Genomic DNA, 18,269 nt, shown 5'->3' on the forward strand with positions numbered 1-18,269 from the left:
CGCCCACCAGATGAGAAATGTTATCAGGATAGTAATATCCGCTGAGGGTTCTCACCTTGACGTTTTGACAGCAAAGCGCGCAAACCCGGTCATTTTTTCAAGAAACAGCCGGAAAGTTCGGGAAATGAGGTCAGTATCACACCCCCTGAAAGCGGCATGATCGCAGGAATTTGTGAACTCTCTCACGTTCATCTTTGCTTTCTTGCCAGCGCCCAATAGCGTCTGTCAGTAACGAGAAGGTAGTGGCGGTGTCCTTTTTTTAGACTGAGCGGTAATGACTCTCAGAAGGACTTTTGCCATGACTCTTCGCCATTGTGTGGCCGTCGATTTAGGCGCTTCAAGCGGACGCGTAATGCTGGCGCGCTACGATGCCCGGTCGCGTTTGCTTTCACTGCGCGAAATCCACCGTTTCACGAACAGCCTGCATCAGCAGGATGGTTTTGATACCTGGAACATCGACAGCCTGGAAGCAGAAATCCGCACCGGCCTTAACAAGGTGTGCGATGAAGGCATCCGTATCGACAGCATCGGTATCGACACCTGGGGCGTTGACTACGTGCTGCTGGATAAAAATGGCCAGCGTGTCGGCCTGCCGGTCGCCTATCGCGACAGCCGCACCGACGGCGTGATGGCCATGGCGATGGAACAGTTAGGTAAAAGCAATATTTACCGCCGCAGCGGCATTCAGTTCCTGCCGTTCAATACGCTATATCAACTGCGCGCGCTGGTTGAACAACAGCCGGAACTGGTCGCTCAGGCGACTCACGCGCTGCTGATCCCGGACTATTTCAGTTACCGTCTGACCGGCAAGATGAACTGGGAGTACACCAACGCCACAACCACGCAGTTGGTGAATATCAACAGCGATAGCTGGGACGAAGACCTGCTCAACTGGACCGGCGCGCCGGCCTCCTGGTTTGGCACGCCGACGCATCCAGGTAACGTGATTGGTCATTGGGTTTGCCCACAGGGTAACAATATTCCGGTCATTGCCGTCGCCAGCCATGACACCGCCAGCGCGGTGATTGCATCGCCGCTGGCAAGCCATGATGCCGCCTACCTCTCTTCCGGCACCTGGTCGCTAATGGGCTTTGAGAGCAAAACGCCTTACACCAGCGAGCAAGCGCAGCGCGCGAATATCACTAACGAGGGCGGTGCCGAAGGCCGCTATCGGGTGCTGAAAAACATTATGGGTTTGTGGCTGCTACAGCGTGTGCTGAAAGAGCAGAACGTGAGTGATCTGCCGACGCTCATCGCGGATACCGCGAAGCTGCCCGCCTGCCGCTGGCTGATCAACCCCAACGACGACCGCTTTATTAACCCACACAACATGAGCGCCGAAATTCAGGCTGCCTGCCGCGAAACGGCACAACCGGTGCCTGCCAACGCCGCCGAGCTGGCGCGCTGCATTTTCGACAGCCTCGCGCTGCTGTACGCCGACGTGCTCAACGAGCTGGCGCAGCTACGCGGCAAGCCATTTAGCCAACTGCATATCGTGGGCGGCGGCTGCCAGAACCATCTGCTGAACCAACTGTGCGCCGATGCCTGCGGCATCACCGTGGTGGCGGGGCCAATCGAAGCCTCAACGCTGGGTAATATCGGCATCCAATTAATGGCGCTGGACGAACTTTCCAACGTCGATGATTTCCGCAAGGTCGTGACCCATAACTACGGTCTCACCACCTTCACCCCTCATCCTGACCATGAAATTGCCCGCTACGTTGCGCAGTTTCAGCAACAACGACAGACAAAGGAGCTTTGCGCATGACCACTCAACTTGACCAAGCCTGGGAACTCGCGAAACAGCGCTATGCCGCCGTCGGTATCGACGTCGAAGAGGCGTTGCGCCAGCTGGATCGCCTGCCGGTATCCATGCACTGCTGGCAGGGCGATGACGTCGCGGGTTTTGAAAACCCAGAGGGCAACTTAACGGGTGGGATCCAGGCAACCGGCAACTATCCGGGCAAAGCGCGTAACGCCAGCGAACTGCGTGCCGATCTGGAGCAGGCGTTAAGCCTGATTCCGGGGCCAAAACGTCTGAACCTGCACGCGATCTATCTCGAGTCGGATACGCCGGTCGCGCGTGATGAAATCAAACCCGAGCACTTCAAAAACTGGGTTGAGTGGGCGAAAAAACACAAGCTGGGTCTCGACTTCAACCCATCCTGCTTCTCACACCCGCTGAGCGCAGATGGCTTTACCCTGTCCCACGCCGATCCGAAAATCCGCCAGTTCTGGATTGACCACTGCAAGGCCAGCCGCCGCGTTTCCGCTTATTTCGGCGAACAGTTGGGCACACCGTCGGTGATGAACATCTGGATCCCGGACGGCATGAAAGATGTCACCGTTGACCGTCTGGCGCCGCGCCAGCGTCTGGCCGCCGCGCTGGATGAAGTGATCAGCGAGAAACTGGACCCGGCGCACCACATTGACGCCGTGGAAAGCAAACTGTTCGGTATCGGCGCAGAAAGCTACACCGTGGGCTCCAACGAGTTCTATATGGGCTATGCCACCAGCCGCCAGACCGCGCTGTGTCTGGATGCCGGCCACTTCCACCCGACTGAAGTGATCTCCGACAAAATCTCCGCCGCCATGCTGTATGTACCCCGCCTGCTGCTGCACGTCAGCCGCCCGGTGCGTTGGGATAGCGACCACGTTGTGCTGCTGGATGACGAAACCCAGGCCATTGCCAGCGAAATCATCCGTCACAACCTGTTTGATCGCGTGCATATCGGTCTCGATTTCTTCGATGCCTCCATCAACCGTATCGCGGCGTGGGTTATCGGGACTCGCAACATGAAGAAAGCCCTGCTGCGCGCGCTGCTGGAGCCAACCGCCGAGCTGCGCAAGCTGGAAGCTGAAGGCGACTACACCGCACGTCTGGCGCTGCTGGAAGAGCAGAAGTGCCTGCCATGGCAGGCGGTGTGGGAAATGTACTGCCAGCGTAACGATACCCCAGCGGGCAGCCAGTGGCTGGAGAACGTGCGTCAGTATGAGAAAGAGATCCTGAGCAAGCGTGGGTAACTAACCCTCTCCAGATAACACCGAACAGTCCCCTCTCCCCTGCGGGGAGAGGGCTAGGGTGAGGGGAAACACCTCACCGATACAACAGGAACCACAAGACTATGCAGAACATTACCGACTCCTGGTTCGTCCAGGGCATGATCAAAGCCACCTCTGACGCCTGGTTAAAAGGCTGGGACGAGCGTAACGGCGGCAACCTGACGCTGCGTCTGGACGAAGCGGATATCGCGCCATTCACTGCTGATTTCCACGCTGAGCCGCGCTATATCGCCCTGAGCCAACCGATGCCAATGCTGGCGAACACGCCGTTTATCGTCACCGGTTCCGGTAAATTCTTCCGTAACGTGCAGCTCGACCCCTCCGCTAACCTCGGCGTAGTAAAAGTGGATAGCGACGGCGCGGGTTACCACATTTTGTGGGGGCTAACTCACGAAGCGGTGCCCACCTCCGAACTGCCTGCGCATTTCCTGTCGCACTGCGAACGTATCAAACTGACTGACGGCAAAGATCGCGTCATCATGCACTGCCACGCGACCAACCTGATCGCCCTGACCTACGTACTGGAAAACGACAGCGCGCTGATCACCCGCAAACTGTGGGAAGGCAGCACCGAGTGTCTGGTGGTCTTCCCGGACGGCGTTGGCATTCTGCCGTGGATGGTGCCGGGCACCGATGAAATTGGTCAGGCGACCGCCGTTGAAATGCGTCAGCATTCTCTGGTGCTGTGGCCGTTCCACGGCGTCTTTGGCAGCGGCCCAACGCTCGATGAAACTTTTGGTCTGATTGATACCGCCGAAAAATCCGCAGAAGTGCTGGTGAAGGTGTACTCAATGGGCGGCATGAAGCAGACCATCACACAGCAAGAACTGATTGCCCTCGGCCAGCGCTTTGGCGTAACGCCGATGGCCAGCGCATTAAATCTGTACAAGTAAGTCTATAGCCTGGCCTCGCCGCTCGAGGTCAGGCGTCAGAACCTATCCCTTTAGAACCGTCTCACGCTGAGCTAATGGGATAGGTTTTTAGCCCATTGTGGCGCCACTCTCATACCTTCCCTTCCTGAAAGACCATGCTACTCCCCGAAGGGAATACGGAATTAAACAAGATAGGTATCAAGGAGAACACCATGAGTTTTATGTTAGCACTGCCAAAAATCAGCCTGCACGGCGCGGGCGCAATTGCCGATATGGTTAACCTGGTTGCCGGGAAACAGTGGGGCAAAGCGCTGATCGTTACCGACGGGCAGCTGGTGAAACTGGGCCTGCTGGACAGCCTGTTTACCGCGCTGGATACGCATAAAATGTCTTACCACCTTTTCGATGAGGTTTTCCCCAACCCGACCGAAGAACTGGTGCAAAAAGGTTATGCCGCGTACCAGGCGGAATCCTGTGATTACATCATCGCTTTCGGCGGCGGCAGCCCAATCGACACCGCGAAAGCGATTAAGATCCTGACCGCTAACCCAGGTCCATCTACCGCCTACTCAGGCGTGGGTAAGGTGCTGAACGCGGGTGTACACCTGGTGGCAATCAACACTACCGCCGGCACCGCCGCCGAGATGACCAGCAACGCGGTCATCATCGACACCGCCCGCCAGGTGAAAGAAGTTATTATCGACTCGAATATTATTCCGGACATCGCCGTGGACGATGCCAGCGTGATGCTCGATATTCCGGCTTCGGTCACCGCAGCAACCGGTATGGATGCCCTGACCCACGCGGTTGAAGCGTATGTTTCCGTTGGCGCGCACCCGCTGACCGACGCCAACGCGCTGGAAGCGATCCGTCTGATCACCCTGTGGCTGCCGAAAGCCGTCGACGACGGTCATAACCTGGAAGCGCGCGAGCAGATGGCCTTTGGTCAGTATCTGGCGGGGATGGCATTCAACAGTGCCGGTCTGGGCCTGGTACATGCGCTGGCGCATCAGCCGGGCGCAACCCACAATCTACCGCACGGCGTGTGCAACGCCATCCTGCTGCCGATCATCGAAAACTTTAACCGTCCGAACGCGGTGGCGCGCTTTGCTCGCGTCGCGCAAGCGATGGGGGTCGACACCCGCAACATGAGCGACGAAGCCGCCAGCATGGAAGCCATTAACGCCATTCGTCAGCTGAGCGCGCGTGTTGGCATTCCTGAAGGTTTCAGTAAACTGGGTGTCACCAAAGAAGACATCGAAGGGTGGCTGGATAAAGCGCTGGCAGACCCTTGCGCGCCTTGCAACCCGCGTACCGCCAGCCGCGATGAAGTTCGCGAGCTGTACCTGGAGGCATTATGATCCGTAAAGCCTTTGTGATGCAGGTGAACGCCAACGCACACGAAGAGTACCAGCGCCGCCACAATCCTATCTGGCCGGAGCTGGAAGCTGTGCTGAAAGCGCATGGCGCGCACCACTATGCGATTTATCTCGATCAAGCACGCAACCTGTTGTTCGCCACCGTGGAGATTGAGTCTGAAGAACGCTGGAATGCAGTGGCCAACACCGACGTATGCCAGCGCTGGTGGAAATACATGACCGAAGTGATGCCGTCTAATCCGGATAATAGCCCGGTAAGTGCAGAGCTGAAGGAAGTGTTTTACCTGGCATAATTCGATGACCTACCCGTAGGACGGATAAGGCGCTTTGCTTATCCGTTCTACAATAAATTATGCCGTATAAAAGAGAAAGGCCCCTGTTTCCAGAGGCCTTTGTTGTTTTAGAAGTAGTATTTGAAGCGAACGCGCGCGCCGTAACGATCGTCGTCTGAGGAAATCTTCTCGTCACTCTGGATTTTAGAGTAATAGGTACCCAGATAAATATTAAAGTTCTGCATATTCATTACGTTTTTAATCCAGTAGGAAGCATGAACGGTATGAATATCGTAGGTACCCTCTTCCTGAATAATGCAGTCGTTATCGCAGACTACGCCATTAAAGTCGCTAATCTTGTTATGCGCATAAATATAACCGACTTCAAAGTTCTTCCACCAGATATTAGTGGCCGCAGTAAAATCGTCTTCATTATTCGCATCTAAATAGGCGGTATTCAGGTTAAAGATAACGCCATTATCGGGATCAGTTTTGGTATTATCCCAGGTCATGGTTAAACCATAACCGGTACGATCAGACTGATCGACAAACTCGCCTTTGCTGTTGGTATAACCGTAAGCATTGTTGACCACGTTCGATTCCATCGCCGCAGAGAACGAGAGCTCGGACGTCGGTTTCCAGTTCACGACCGGGCGCAGATAGACCACGTTTTTATCGTTTTCCATCTTACGACCATGATAGGTGCGGCCATCCGTCTGGACGTTATCACCGTCGGCAAACAGGGTAGTACCGTCTTCAATCAACGAGTTCAGTTCGAAGTACCAGTTATCAACCTGCTTGCTCATCAGGAAGTTGCCGCCCGCATCGGAACGACCGCGGCCTTCTTTCATCATATAGATATAGCCCTGACCGTCGGTGTACAGGTCGTTGGCGGTATTACCAGAATGCTCGACGAAGGTATCCTGGTTGAGCGGGAACATATCGGCGGCTTCAAAACGACCAACCTTAATTTTCCAGTCGTTTTCTTCACCGAAGTGGAAGTATGAATCATCGAGGTTCATGCTGCCGTACATATCAGCCAGCGGCTGGATGGAGAAGCCAGCGAATTGGCCGTTATCCAGCTTCCGCATGCCGTCAAAACCGATCAGGATACGGCCATCCATATCCCACGTCCCGATAGATTTATCTTCATTGAGCTTGGTCAGCGTGCCGCGGCGGCTCTCGCCATCCATGTTGAATTCCACATCGCCGTAGATTTTCAGGTCGCCATACCCGGTCAGCTGAAGATTGGGCATCGTGGCGTTTTTCTTCGTCTCTTCCACAGGGGTCTGGCCGTTTACCGGCGTATTGCCCTGCGCTGTCTTAATTTCTTTAATCTCTGCTGCCTGCTGCACCTGCAGGTCCTGAACTTTTTGTTCAGCCCGATCGGCGCGGCTTTCTGCGGCTTCCAGACGAGATTCTAACTGTTCCAGTCGCTGTTCCAACGTCATCTTCGTTGTTTTAGCGAAACCGGTATTGGCCACTAATAATAATCCAATAGCAATAGCTAGTGTCGATTTCTTCATTATTTACTTTCCTTGAAATAAATAACTACCTGGAAATCCCAAAAGAGATTTCACGCGCATTTGTATAACGGTGATGAATGTTTTATCATCCACTCAATAAAGGACATCAACCTTTAAAAAAAAGACACATTTCTTAATAGGCGGAAAAACACTAGCTAATATTCTTTAGCGCGTAAATAAGGGTCTTTGAAAGATCGTGAGCGAGATAACACTGAAAGAGAATAAAAGAGGAGTGCCGGATATTATTTATAATAAACAACCAATAGAAAAGACAAACAAATAGAAATTAAACATTATTTAAATAATATAGTTTATAGTGGTAGATAAAGAATTATATATACCTTCATCGCTGTACACTCAGTTTTGCTCTACCACCAGCACGCAGCCCTGGGTCACGATATATGTTCAATCGAACCCGGCGAATGGGGATGGAAGAGACGATCCACACCCGGCGGACAGGTGGCAAGTCACGTCGCCTGGCAGGCAGAAACGAAAAAAGCGCCCCAAGGGCGCTCTTTCGACAGTAGCTAATGGCTTATTTAGTCAGTTCAGCGGTCATATGCACGCGGTTACCGGTGTAAGCCTGGGTAATTTTGTAGGAGCTGGCGCCTGCTTGTTCGGCCTGAGCGGCAATTTTCGCTTCCGCGCCGTCGATGGTTGAGGCGGTTGCGGTCACTGTTTGCGCAGCGAAAGAACCAAAAGAAGCGGCCAGAGTCATAACTGCGACAAAAGTTTTGATGCTTTTCATGATATAAACCCTTTAATTTAGTTGTTTGGATAAGGCGTGTTGCCTTGATGAGATAAATATTAGGTCACATCTCTATCAACTAAAAGCGGAGTAATTTGTCGTTATTGTTCAAAATTTTTGACACGATATTTATCGCCTGTTACCGCTCCTCCCCACAATGATTTCCATAATAAAAACAACGGTCGATCACGATCACATTCCGATTAAAACAAGGTTTTACTTTCCTGAATAAACGAGGAAAGTATTAAGTGTCTAATAACAATATTAGTGTCTAGTGTCTAATTTATTTCGACGCTATTTTCTACTCTATGCAGGACATTGAATAAATGGCGCTGTCAGCAAAAGAAAAACTGTTCCATAAAATACTGACCCACTATGCGGAAAGCCCTTCAGGATTCACGGCTCAGGACTGCGCCGACTTTATGCAGGTGAACCGTAGCGTAATTAGCCATTATCTGAACAGGCTCTGCGATGACGGTCGCTTAAGTAAGGAGAATACCCGGCCGGTACGATTCTTTGTCCAGCGTAACGGGGCACCCACACCCTTGTCGTCCCGATTAGTGTCGAAAAAGACCGATGCCTTTATGCCGTTGATCGGTGCGCAAGGCAGCCTGGCTGAAGCCATTGCGCTGTGCCGCTCAGCGGTAGACTACCCAGGCGATGGCTTACCGATTTTACTCTCAGGGGAGAGCGGCGTAGGGAAAAGCCACCTCGCCTCACTTATCTACCAGTACGCTCTGGAACGCGGTGTCATCGCCGCCGATAAACCCTTCGTCGAACTGAACTGCGCCGATTATGCCAATAACCCAGAGCTACTTTCCGCCACGCTGTTCGGCTATACCCGCGGCGCGTTCACCGGCGCTGATCGCGATAAACGCGGCGCGTTTGACGACGCCGACGGGGGTTTCCTGTTCCTGGATGAAGTACATCGCCTGTCTGCGGAGAATCAGGAGAAGCTGTTCCTGTTTATGGATAAAGGCTATTTCTACCGGCTGGGCGATAACCGTACCCGTCACCCGGCTTCGCTGCGTTTTATCTTTGCCACCACCGAAAATATCGATACGGTACTGCTCAACACCTTCCGCCGCCGCATACCGGTGCGGGTGACGCTCCCCAATTTTATTTCACGTCCCCTGACCGAGCGGATTGCCCAGGTGAATCTGTTCCTGCGCCAGGAAGCGATCAGTCTGCGCAGGGATATTCATCTGGATAATCAACTCATGCACCGGCTTGTCACGTCGCCGGTGCGCGGCAATATTGGCGAGCTGAAAAATCAGGTCAAAGTGATGTGCGCCAGCGCCTGGAGCGATAATCGCGATGCGGACGTCATCGCACTACACAGTGCGCACCCTAGCGGAGAAATGCTGGTCATCTCCGCCGGCAAACAGGCAACCGAGCCGGATATCAACACGCTGCTACCCAAAGCGATGCACGATGACATCATTTTTCGCGAGTTTTGCCACAGTGGCAACGTCATGCTGTTGAACCGCAAAATTGAAAACCTGCTGACCACGGTAAACGGCGTTGTCTCTCAGGAGGCGCTGTATAGCGGTTACGTCTGGCAGAACACTATGCACGCCATCAATGAGCTGGAAAATCTGACCGGTGTTCCCTGCGGACAGGAGATCCGCAAAGCTATCTGGCTATGCCTGACCTATGCGCTACACACCCCTATACACACTGAGCAGGTCGATGAACTCCAGACCATTGCCGACTATGTCTCCGGGAAGGCGCGCCTGCTGGCGGAAGAGTGTATCAGTCTGCTGGCGAAACATGTGGTCAACACGCCTTTGCCGCTGTTGCTGCCTTTACTTAGCTGCATCTTCCATTCTCTGGCAGGTGAGGATTCGCCAATCCAGGGCATTATCGTCTCTCATGGGCGCTCCACCGCCTCAAGTATTGCCGGTATCGCCAACCAGTTAACCGGCGGTTACTACTTCAAAGCCTTTGATATGCCCAACGCCACCTCTACCCGTGAAATTATTGACCTGTTGATCGCTCACCTGTCGCGCCTCAGGCAGGGCGACGGCCTGATAATCCTCGTCGATATGGGGTCGCTCAAGGAGATCTACGAAGAAATTAAACTGCATCTGCACGGCGAACTGCTGGTGATTAACAACGTCAGTACCGCCATGGCGCTGGATATCGCAGCTAAGATTCAGGATAAGCTGTCTATGGAGGCGATTATCGAGGGGGCAAAGGGTGCGTATGACGTGGAAACGCGCTACTACGCTGGAATGCTCCCAGGCAATAAAATCATTATCTCCTGCATATCTGGCGAAGGCATTTCGCGCAAGCTGAAAGATATTGTCCAGCGCTACCTGGTACAGGATGAGATCGATATCCTCACGATGGAATATGACGATCTGAAATGGAAAATCGCCCGCGCCGACCCGGCATTGAACGGCACGCGGCTGATCATTACAACCACCGATCTTGAAGCGGGTTATATCCCGCTGATTAGCGTTGAACAGCTGATTAAAGAAAAAACCCAGGTGCTAAAACGCGACTACTTCAACGGCTTGCTGATGGACGGCGGGCTGGAACCCATGGTCGAGGAAGTGGTGAAGTTGTTTACCGTTGAGGGCGTCGCCAGCCGCCTGAATTTCCTCAACCCGGTGGTGATTATTGATGAAGTAGAAGCTGTGATTAAACAGTATGAAGCGTTCTACAAAATTCATTTTGAAAGCTATCTACGCATTAACTTATTTATGCACATCGCGCTGATGATTGAACGCGTGATGGTCAACAACGGCGTTCGTCATCGCGAAGAGGCGCAGTTGACGCTTGAACAACAAGCTTTTGTCGCCGTGCATGACACCTTCTTCCAGGCGCTAAACCGTAAGTACAACATCACGCTGCCGCTCACCGAGGTGCTGATGATTTATGAAATCATGGAACCGTGGATTGCGGCCGACTCCCTCAGCTAAATGCGCTGCCAGCGCAGGCTGGCAGACGCTTCGACACTCCCCTTACAGCCGTTTTCGACACGATTACAACGTGCAGACACTACATTATTTACTAATAAAATCATAAAGATAAAAACATGGCACGGCGGTTGCAATATTCTCAACAGATACCAAAAAAACGAAGGAATACGCAATGCGAGAGATGTACATCGCAACCCACGGGCGCTATGCGGAAGGGATAATCTCGGCGCTGAACCTGCTGGTTGGCGACGATCACGGCGTAACACCCATCTGCGCCTACTGCGGCGAAATTGGCTCCACAGCCGAATTGGCGGTGCGCTTTGAGGCCATCGCCCAACAGGCGGCCAGCCGGGGAAGAGAGCTGGTGCTGTTTACCGATATGCCCGGCGGGAGCGTCAACAACACCGCCGTACAGATGCTGGTCAAATACCCGCATGTTCATGTTATTAGCGGCGCCAATCTGATTATGCTGATGGAGTTCTGTCTCTCTGAACATACCGATACTCCATCACGCCTGCAGGACGCCATCACCGCCGCCAGCGGCGCGATGCAGTACATGAACGTGCAGCCAGAAATTATCGCCGCTCGCCAGACCATACAGCCAGCCGTTGACGATGATATCGACGACTTTTTTGCCGCGGAGACACAACCATGACCGTTGCGCTGGAAACGCTCGACAGCCGCTATCTTGCACCACAGCCGTGTTTAGACTCTCGCTGGCTGAGCGAAGCACTCCGCGAAGTGCTTGCCAAAGTTGACGAGATGATGCCGCGTTTTACCATGACTTTTCCCGCAGCCAGCGCGACTGATGGTCACTACCCGGCAGTAGAGAAGGTCGACTGGACCGAAGGATTCTGGACCGGCATGCTGTGGCTGGCCTGGGAAGTGACCGGCGATGATAAATACCGCACGGTGGCGGAGGGTCTGCTCGACAGTTTTGAAGAGCGCCTTGATAAGCAAATTAAAGTCGATACCCACGACCTGGGTTTTCTCTATTTGCTCTCTTGCGTTAACGCCTGGAAGCTCACCGGCAACCTCCGCGCTCGCAGCCTGGCGCTACGCGCCGCAGAGCTACTGTACCGTCGCTTTAATGAAACGGCAGGCGTGATTCAGGCCTGGGGCGATCTCAACGACCCGGCGCGTCAGGGTCGCATGATTATCGACTGCAATCTCAACGTGCCGTTACTGTTCTGGGCCGCCAACGAAACGGGCAATGCCGCGTGGCGCGAAGCCGCTACGCGTCATCTGGCGCAGGCCGTTCGTTATCTGGTTCGTGAGGATGCTTCCAGCTTCCACACCTTCTACATGGACGTGCACAGTGGCCAGCCGCTGCGTGGCGATACTCATCAAGGGTTTAGCGATAGCTCCTGCTGGGCACGCGGCCAGGCCTGGGGGATTTACGGCTTTGCGCTGGGATTCCGTCATACCGGCGATACCACTCAGCCAGAGCTGGCGCGGAAGCTGGCGCACTATTTTCTCAACCGTCTGCCGGAAGATTTTGTCTGCTACTGGGACCTGATCTTCACCCCGCAGGACAACGCTCCGCGCGATACGTCTGCCGCCGCAGTCGCCGCCTGCGGTCTGGCGGAGTTGCTGACGCTGCTGCCGCTAACCGATCCACTACGCTCCGCCTATAACAACGCCATCGAACTGATGATGCGCAATTTACGCGAGCGCTATTTTGCCCACACGCAGGACGGCCTGCTGCGTGAAGGCGTTTATAACTTTGGCCGCAACATGGGCATTAACGAACCTAACCTCTGGGGCGATTACTTCTATTTCGAAGCCCTGGTTCGCCTTTCCCGCGTCTGGACACCCTACTTTTGCTAACTGGAGCTACACATGATTTCTTTAGTACGAATTGACGATCGCTTGATTCACGGCCAGGTTGCCGTGGTCTGGACCAAGCACCTCGGCGTAAACCGCATCCTGGTCGCCAACGATCAGATAGTGAATAACGAAGTGCAGAAGATGTCGCTGCGCATGGCGGCCCCTGATACCGCCAAGTGCGCCATTATGGCGGTCAAAGACGCAGGCGATATCCTCAATGACCCGCGCTCCGAGGCCGTGAAAATTATGGTGATCGTTAACAATGCCGCCGACGCGCGTCGACTGGTCGAGCAGGTTGAGGGGATAAAAACCCTGAACGTCGCCAACTTTGGGCGCATTACGGACAATCTGGCGGCGAAAAAACGCATTAGCGACACCGTGTACGTTACACCGGAAGATGTCGCCGATTTTCATGCCATCGCCGCACGCGGCGTGAAGGTGGAATACCAGGTTCTGCCATCTCATCCGGTGAAAAACCTGATTGAGATGCTGGATAACGCTGCTAGCTAAGCGAGGTCGCTATGTTAACGTCTGCACTGCTTGTCGCGCTGGTGATGTATATCGCCAAGTTCGCTGACCACACGTTAGGCCAGCCGCTGATTGAACGGCCGCTAATCTGCGGCGCGATGGTCGGCTTTGTGCTGGGTGATTTTCAGCAGGGGATCATCATCGGCGCGACGCTGGAACTGATTTTTCTCGGCACCATCACCATTGGCGGCTCGGTACCGGCCGATCTGGCTGTCGGCTCGGTTCTGGCAACCGCCTTTACCATTTTGACGAAAGCGGAACCTGCCGTCGCCGTCGCGCTTGCACTGCCCATCAGCCTGCTGGCGGTCTTCGTTTACCAGGTTCTGAAGCTGGTTTATACCGCGCTGGTCGAGAAATATGACGCCTTGCTTGAAGAGGGGCGCGACCGCGCCGCGCTCGGCATCACGCTCGGGATGACCATGTTCTACGGCGTGCCGTTCGCGGTGCTGGCCTTCTTCGGCATTCTGTTCGGCACCGACGTGATCCGCAGCCTGGTCGAAAGCATTCCGGATACCGTGATGCGCGGGATGACGGCGGTGGGCGGTATTCTGCCTGCGTTGGGCTTCGCCATCTTGTTAAAGGCGCTGTGGAACCGAAATATTGCCGCATTCTTCTTTATCGGCTTCGCCATGGCGGCTTATCTGCAACTGCCGATTATGGGCATCGCGATTATCGCCGCTTCCGTTGCCGTTTATCTCTGCTTCAACGAATTCAACCAGTTGAAAGCCAATAAACACGCCACCACTGCCGCAAGCGCGTCGGTTGATGATAAGGACGGGTTCTTCAATGACTGATATCCACAACAGCGCAGTAAGCGCAGGCGACGACAGCAAGAACGAAAAAAAGATGTTCCGCCAGCTGTTCTTCCGCCAGTTCCAACTGCTGGGCTCCATGAACTTCACCCGAATGGAGGGGTTGAGCTACGGCTGGATTCTGGCGCCGCTGCTCAAGAAAATCTACACCGGCAACCCGCACGGTTACGTGGAGTCACTAAAACGTAACAGCCAATTCTTCAATACCAACCAGCATCTGGCGCCATTCATTATGGGCCTGACGCTATCGATGGAAAAAGAGAACGCCGCGAACCCTAATTTTGATACCTCCAGTATTAACGGCATCAAAGTGGCTTTAATGGGGCCGTTCGCGGGCGTCGGCGATTCATTCTTCTATGGCGTGCTACGCATCATCGCCACGGGGATTGCTATCGGCCTGGCCTCACAGGGAAACCCGCTAGGGCCACTGCTGTTCCTGCTGATTTACAACATCCCGAGCTACCTGCTGCGCTACTACGGCGGGGTAATGGGCTACCGGCTAGGTTCGAAGTATATCGCCGAAGCCACGCAGTCCGGCTTGCTCTCGTGTATCACCAAAGCCTCAGCCATGATGGGTCTGATGATGGTAGGCGCGATGAGCGCCAGCATGGTGAAATTTACCACCACCTTTAAAACCACCATCGCCGGACAGCCTTTCGTATTGCAGGAGATCCTCGACAAAATCTGCGTCGGGCTCATTCCACTGCTGCTGGTGTTGGGATGCCTGAAGCTGTTGAATAAAAAGGTGAGCCCAAACAAGGTGCTGATTATGCTAATCGTCTTTGGCTTTGCCGCCGCAGGCGTTGGGATTATTTAACCGCGGCCCCCATTATTGGGGGCCTGTTAACAACAGGATATCCAATGAAGAAAGCGCTCACCTGTTGTGCGTTAGCGTTGGCTCTCACAAGCCTGAGCAGCATGGCAAAGCAAGACAAAATGGCAGTAATCGATGATCAAATCGCGTCCTGGGTCGCCCAACACAACCACTCAGGCGCGGCGATTATTATCGTTAAAGATGATAAGCCCATTTTTGAGAAATATTACGGCGGCTACACCTCACAGACTGAGGTTCATATTGCTTCGGCAGGGAAATGGCTGGCTGCCGCAACTATCGCCTCTCTCGTTGATGACGGCGTTCTTTCCTGGGACGATCCGGTCAGAAAGTGGTTACCTGCTTTTACCGATTCCAAAGGTGATGCCACCCTACGCCAACTCTTTTCACATACCTCAGGCTACCCAGACTATCAGCCTGCCAATAAGCCAGAAGATCACTATCAAACGCTAACAGAATCCGTTGCTCATATTTTACCCCTGCCATCCGTTAACCCACCAGGCACGACATTCAATTACGGTGGACTCGCGATGCAGGTTGCCGGGCGCATGGCCGAAGTCGCCAGCGGAAAATCGTGGGAATCTCTGTTTCAGGAACATATTGCCCAACCACTCGGTATGACCCACACCGGATTCACCCCAGTGAGTGAGGAGCAAGGATTTAGCCCAATGCTCGCTGGCGGGGCAAGAACAACGCTTGCAGACTATCGACGCTTTCTCCAGATGGTTGCCCATAATGGGCAATTTGAAGGCCGGCGAATTCTGAGCACAGCTGCGATTACCATGATGCAGAGCGATCAGCTCCAGGGCGCTAAAATATTGCCTGGCGCGGTCAATCGCTATGTGCAGGATGTTCGGGGACAAGCCCGGAATGATATCTATGGACTTGGCGAATGGCGGGAACAGGTCGACAACCAGGGCCGTCCGCTACTCATCAGTAGCCCAGGTTGGGCGGGCAGCTATCCCTGGATTGATAAGACCAATAATAGCTATGGCGTAATATTGGCAAAAGTGAATCTGTCGGTGGCACACAAAACAGGTTTTAATAGTTTTTATGCTGGACCGCAGCTTATTCCAGCTATTCGCGAGGCGCTCGCGACCCAGTAACGAAAAAAGCGCCCAAGGGCGCTCTTTCGACAGTAGCAGATAGCTTATTTGGTCAGTTCTGCGGTCATATGAACGCGGTTACCGGTGTAAGCCTGGGTAATTTTGTAGGAGCTGGCGCCTGCTTGTTCGGCCTGAGCGGCAATTTTCGCTTCCGCACCGTCAATGGTTGAGGCGGTTGCGGTCACTGTTTGCGCAGCGAAAGAACCAAAAGAAGCGGCCAGAGTCATAACTGCGACAAAAGTTTTGATGCTTTTCATGATGTAAACCCTTTAATTTAGTTGTTTGGATAAGGCGTGCTGCCTTGATGTGATAAATATTAGGTCGCATCTTGATCAACTAAAAGCGGAATGATTTGCATTTGTCTTTCAAATTTTTTGAGATAACGATATGCAGCTGAATCAGCAGTTACTGACGAGTCGTAAAAAGTCGCAGAGCGCGGGCGCCTGGCTGCTGCATCAGGGCGAGGTGCAAAGCCATTTTTACTATTTACATCAGGGTGTTGTGCGGGCGGTTTATCACTCCGATCGGGGCGTGGAGCGCGTAAAAGAGTTCTATTTCCCAGGGGAATGCTGCTTTTTATACCTTAACTGGCTGACGGCAACGCCGGCGGATTATAGTCTGCAGATGGTCACCGCGGGCGAAACCAGTGACATTCCGCTCTCCTTTTTCGAGGCTGCTGAAAACCAGGAGTTCAAGATGCAACTCCTCATTCAGCAGTTGATCTACAAAGAAAAGAAGGAACAGATGCTGTTGCTCAACACGCCAGAACAACGCTACCGCTACGTCCAGACTCAGTTCCCACACTGGGAATCACAGCTAACGCAACGGGATCTCGCTAGCTATATCGGTATCACCCCCGTCAGCCTTTCACGTATTCGCCAGCGTCTTAACAAAAGTTAACGCGAGGCCGGCTTAAGCCCATTATGGTGAAGCCATTGATTTGCGAAATGGCTGCCGTGATGACCACTTTCCTGTTTTCCCAGATACTTGCAAGCGTCAGCTTTGCGCTTGATATTACTGCTTTTCATTTTCATCGTCGGGCGAAAACGCTGACGGTACTTGCCTGCTCCACCGGTCTGCTGGCATGGCACTTTTATCTTTTGCAACAGCCTGTTGCTGCCGTGTTGATGGCGATTGCGGCCTGCCGCTTTGCGATCGCTGTCGTTACGCTTCGTCTGTGGGTGATGTGGGGATTTATGGTGGTGTCGATGGCCTGTAGCGCCTACTTCTGGCAGGGAACAGCAAGCCTTTTGCCGCTGATGGGTAGCCTGCTGATGACCTTTGCCGCGTTTCAAGGTCAGAGTTCCAGGCTACGCGGATACACGCTATGCGGCAGCGTTTGTTGGCTACTGAACAACATAATGGCGGGATCGCCGGTCGCTGCGATCATGGAGCTCGCGTTTTCAGGCAGTATTCTGCTGGCGGCTTGGCGGCATTACTCCGCAACCAGACGTTCCGGATGGGTATAAATCGTCGCTCTTCCCGGCTTGCAGAAGCCTACCAGCGTCAGATTGCAGCGTTCAGCCACTTCGACCGCCAGCGTTGTGGCGGCAGAGACGGCGAACAGAATTTCGACGCCGCACATCGCAGACTTTTGCACCATTTCATAGCTGGCGCGGCTGGAAACCAGCGCGGCTCCCTGCTGCCACAGCGCGCCTTCTTTCGCGCGGCGCCCCAGCAGTTTATCCAGCGCCACGTGACGACCGACATCTTCATGGCCGCCCACCAGCTCGCCGGAGGGCATAATCCATGCCGCCGCGTGCGTACAGCCCGTTTCACGGCCAACGGGCTGGACGTCATCTAAATGTCTGAGCGCGTAATCGAGATGAGCCAGATCGAACGTCTGGCTAAAGGGCAGCGGTTTTATCGGCCTGCCAATATCGTTGAGTTGCTCAACGCCGCACACGCCGCAGCCCGTACGACCAGCCAACGCCCGACGACGCTCTTTCAGCCCCATAAAGCGGCGGCTGGAAAGCTCGATGCGAACTTCCATGCCATTACAGGCAGGGACAACATCCATACCGAAGATTTCCCGGGGATGTTCAATGATGCCTTCCGACAGCGAAAAGCCGATCGCAAAGGCTTCAAGATCTTTTGGCGTCGCCATCATCACGACGTGAGAGATGCCGTTGTAGACCAGCGCAACGGGAACTTCTTCGGCAAGAATATCCTGTGTGGGTTGCATAATTTGTGGCCTTCTGAAGACGGTACGCTCGGCTGCGCCAACCAGCTGTAACGAGGGCTCGACTTCATCTTTAACATTAAACACGGCAAATACTCTGAACGGCGTAAAAATAAGGGGCGTCTATTCCATCACAACATCAGGGAATTGAGGCTTATTATGGATCAAGTTTGTGGTGCAATAACGCAC

Annotated in this window: 18 protein-coding genes; 14 read left to right on the forward strand and 4 right to left on the reverse strand. The window is 53.8% G+C overall.

Features of this window, described 5'->3' with window-relative positions; all coding sequences use genetic code 11:
- Positions 1-298 precede the first annotated feature (298 nt).
- From rhaB to rhaM, 5 genes are all read left to right on the forward strand, one after another.
- On the forward strand, positions 299-1,768 hold the full coding sequence (rhaB, locus tag GY169_RS23075; RefSeq protein WP_167577201.1) for a rhamnulokinase: 1,470 nt from the start codon (positions 299-301) through the stop codon (positions 1,766-1,768).
- Positions 1,765-3,024, forward strand: coding sequence for an L-rhamnose isomerase (gene rhaA / locus GY169_RS23080; protein ID WP_167577202.1), 1,260 nt, complete (start codon positions 1,765-1,767; stop codon positions 3,022-3,024). The genes rhaB and rhaA overlap by 4 nt, the downstream gene beginning before the upstream one ends.
- A 101-nt stretch (positions 3,025-3,125) precedes the next feature.
- Positions 3,126-3,956 carry a rhamnulose-1-phosphate aldolase gene (gene rhaD, locus GY169_RS23085; RefSeq protein ID WP_064540441.1) on the forward strand — a complete coding sequence of 277 codons (831 nt, stop codon included), beginning with the start codon at positions 3,126-3,128 and terminating at the stop codon, positions 3,954-3,956.
- 191 nt (positions 3,957-4,147) lie between these two features.
- Positions 4,148-5,296, forward strand: a complete 1,149-nt coding sequence (gene fucO, locus GY169_RS23090; RefSeq protein WP_167577203.1) for a lactaldehyde reductase — start codon at positions 4,148-4,150, stop codon at positions 5,294-5,296.
- Complete coding sequence (gene rhaM, locus GY169_RS23095; protein WP_163447335.1) at positions 5,293-5,607, forward strand: L-rhamnose mutarotase; 315 nt, start codon at positions 5,293-5,295, stop codon at positions 5,605-5,607. Before fucO ends, rhaM begins: the two co-directional genes overlap by 4 nt.
- A gap of 107 nt (positions 5,608-5,714) precedes the next feature.
- Here rhaM and GY169_RS23100 read toward each other — a convergent pair whose 3' ends face one another.
- The gene (locus tag GY169_RS23100) at positions 5,715-7,112 is read right to left on the reverse strand and encodes a carbohydrate porin (RefSeq protein ID WP_167577204.1); all 1,398 of its coding nucleotides are present in this window, start codon (positions 7,110-7,112) and stop codon (positions 5,715-5,717) included.
- 535 nt (positions 7,113-7,647) lie between these two features.
- Positions 7,648-7,860, reverse strand: a complete 213-nt coding sequence (locus tag GY169_RS23105; protein ID WP_163448697.1) for a DUF1471 domain-containing protein — start codon at positions 7,858-7,860, stop codon at positions 7,648-7,650.
- A gap of 326 nt (positions 7,861-8,186) precedes the next feature.
- Between GY169_RS23105 and GY169_RS23110 the strand changes: the two genes are divergently transcribed.
- From GY169_RS23110 to GY169_RS23140, 7 genes are all read left to right on the forward strand, one after another.
- Positions 8,187-10,790 (forward strand): sigma 54-interacting transcriptional regulator, encoded by a 2,604-nt coding sequence (locus GY169_RS23110; RefSeq protein ID WP_167577205.1) that lies wholly within the window; start codon positions 8,187-8,189, stop codon positions 10,788-10,790.
- A 172-nt stretch (positions 10,791-10,962) separates the two neighbouring features.
- On the forward strand, positions 10,963-11,445 hold the full coding sequence (locus GY169_RS23115; protein WP_167577206.1) for a PTS sugar transporter subunit IIA: 483 nt from the start codon (positions 10,963-10,965) through the stop codon (positions 11,443-11,445).
- Positions 11,442-12,620, forward strand: a complete 1,179-nt coding sequence (locus tag GY169_RS23120; RefSeq protein ID WP_167577207.1) for a glycoside hydrolase family 88 protein — start codon at positions 11,442-11,444, stop codon at positions 12,618-12,620. The genes GY169_RS23115 and GY169_RS23120 overlap by 4 nt, the downstream gene beginning before the upstream one ends.
- Positions 12,621-12,632: 12 nt before the next feature.
- Positions 12,633-13,130: a PTS system mannose/fructose/N-acetylgalactosamine-transporter subunit IIB gene (locus GY169_RS23125; RefSeq protein WP_167577208.1), complete on the forward strand. Its 498-nt coding sequence runs from the start codon at positions 12,633-12,635 to the stop codon at positions 13,128-13,130.
- Between the two features lie 11 nt (positions 13,131-13,141).
- A complete protein-coding gene (locus GY169_RS23130) occupies positions 13,142-13,942 on the forward strand; it encodes a PTS mannose/fructose/sorbose/N-acetylgalactosamine transporter subunit IIC (RefSeq protein ID WP_135370586.1) in 801 nt (266 codons plus the stop codon).
- Positions 13,935-14,777, forward strand: coding sequence for a PTS system mannose/fructose/sorbose family transporter subunit IID (locus GY169_RS23135; protein ID WP_167577209.1), 843 nt, complete (start codon positions 13,935-13,937; stop codon positions 14,775-14,777). Before GY169_RS23130 ends, GY169_RS23135 begins: the two co-directional genes overlap by 8 nt.
- 44 nt (positions 14,778-14,821) lie before the next feature.
- Positions 14,822-15,898 (forward strand): serine hydrolase domain-containing protein, encoded by a 1,077-nt coding sequence (locus GY169_RS23140; RefSeq protein WP_167577210.1) that lies wholly within the window; start codon positions 14,822-14,824, stop codon positions 15,896-15,898.
- Positions 15,899-15,942: 44 nt separating this feature from the next.
- Here GY169_RS23140 and GY169_RS23145 read toward each other — a convergent pair whose 3' ends face one another.
- Positions 15,943-16,155 (reverse strand): DUF1471 domain-containing protein, encoded by a 213-nt coding sequence (locus GY169_RS23145; protein WP_163448697.1) that lies wholly within the window; start codon positions 16,153-16,155, stop codon positions 15,943-15,945.
- Between the two features lie 130 nt (positions 16,156-16,285).
- Here GY169_RS23145 and GY169_RS23150 point away from each other — a divergent pair, with 130 nt between their 5' ends.
- Together GY169_RS23150 and GY169_RS23155 are read left to right on the forward strand one after the other, a co-directional pair.
- The gene (locus GY169_RS23150) at positions 16,286-16,798 is read left to right on the forward strand and encodes a Crp/Fnr family transcriptional regulator (RefSeq protein WP_163448698.1); all 513 of its coding nucleotides are present in this window, start codon (positions 16,286-16,288) and stop codon (positions 16,796-16,798) included.
- A 23-nt stretch (positions 16,799-16,821) separates the two neighbouring features.
- Positions 16,822-17,367, forward strand: coding sequence for a YgjV family protein (locus GY169_RS23155; protein WP_223882134.1), 546 nt, complete (start codon positions 16,822-16,824; stop codon positions 17,365-17,367).
- On the opposite strand, the gene fdhD is transcribed toward GY169_RS23155, so the two are convergent.
- Positions 17,334-18,128 carry a formate dehydrogenase accessory sulfurtransferase FdhD gene (gene fdhD / locus GY169_RS23160; protein WP_411908132.1) on the reverse strand — a complete coding sequence of 265 codons (795 nt, stop codon included), beginning with the start codon at positions 18,126-18,128 and terminating at the stop codon, positions 17,334-17,336. The genes GY169_RS23155 and fdhD overlap by 34 nt on opposite strands.
- Positions 18,129-18,269: the final 141 nt, after the last annotated feature.

This window comes from Kluyvera genomosp. 3 (assembly GCF_011765685.1).
Lineage (GTDB): Bacteria > Pseudomonadota > Gammaproteobacteria > Enterobacterales > Enterobacteriaceae > Kluyvera > Kluyvera georgiana_A.

What these genes read in the sequence shown, in the direction of transcription:
- fucO (WP_167577203.1), top strand. Translation starts at nt 4,148, where the DNA reads ATGAGTTTTATGTTAGCACTGCCAAAAATCAGCCTGCACGGCGCGGGC.
- GY169_RS23110 (WP_167577205.1), top strand. Translation starts at nt 8,187, where the DNA reads ATGGCGCTGTCAGCAAAAGAAAAACTGTTCCATAAAATACTGACCCAC.
- GY169_RS23150 (WP_163448698.1), top strand. Translation starts at nt 16,286, where the DNA reads ATGCAGCTGAATCAGCAGTTACTGACGAGTCGTAAAAAGTCGCAGAGC.
- GY169_RS23105 (WP_163448697.1), bottom strand. Translation starts at nt 7,860, where the DNA reads ATGAAAAGCATCAAAACTTTTGTCGCAGTTATGACTCTGGCCGCTTCT.
- GY169_RS23140 (WP_167577210.1), top strand. Translation starts at nt 14,822, where the DNA reads ATGAAGAAAGCGCTCACCTGTTGTGCGTTAGCGTTGGCTCTCACAAGC.
- GY169_RS23155 (WP_223882134.1), top strand. Translation starts at nt 16,822, where the DNA reads ATGGTGAAGCCATTGATTTGCGAAATGGCTGCCGTGATGACCACTTTC.
- GY169_RS23135 (WP_167577209.1), top strand. Translation starts at nt 13,935, where the DNA reads ATGACTGATATCCACAACAGCGCAGTAAGCGCAGGCGACGACAGCAAG.
- GY169_RS23130 (WP_135370586.1), top strand. Translation starts at nt 13,142, where the DNA reads ATGTTAACGTCTGCACTGCTTGTCGCGCTGGTGATGTATATCGCCAAG.
- rhaM (WP_163447335.1), top strand. Translation starts at nt 5,293, where the DNA reads ATGATCCGTAAAGCCTTTGTGATGCAGGTGAACGCCAACGCACACGAA.
- GY169_RS23115 (WP_167577206.1), top strand. Translation starts at nt 10,963, where the DNA reads ATGCGAGAGATGTACATCGCAACCCACGGGCGCTATGCGGAAGGGATA.
- GY169_RS23125 (WP_167577208.1), top strand. Translation starts at nt 12,633, where the DNA reads ATGATTTCTTTAGTACGAATTGACGATCGCTTGATTCACGGCCAGGTT.
- rhaD (WP_064540441.1), top strand. Translation starts at nt 3,126, where the DNA reads ATGCAGAACATTACCGACTCCTGGTTCGTCCAGGGCATGATCAAAGCC.
- rhaA (WP_167577202.1), top strand. Translation starts at nt 1,765, where the DNA reads ATGACCACTCAACTTGACCAAGCCTGGGAACTCGCGAAACAGCGCTAT.
- GY169_RS23120 (WP_167577207.1), top strand. Translation starts at nt 11,442, where the DNA reads ATGACCGTTGCGCTGGAAACGCTCGACAGCCGCTATCTTGCACCACAG.
- GY169_RS23145 (WP_163448697.1), bottom strand. Translation starts at nt 16,155, where the DNA reads ATGAAAAGCATCAAAACTTTTGTCGCAGTTATGACTCTGGCCGCTTCT.
- rhaB (WP_167577201.1), top strand. Translation starts at nt 299, where the DNA reads ATGACTCTTCGCCATTGTGTGGCCGTCGATTTAGGCGCTTCAAGCGGA.
- GY169_RS23100 (WP_167577204.1), bottom strand. Translation starts at nt 7,112, where the DNA reads ATGAAGAAATCGACACTAGCTATTGCTATTGGATTATTATTAGTGGCC.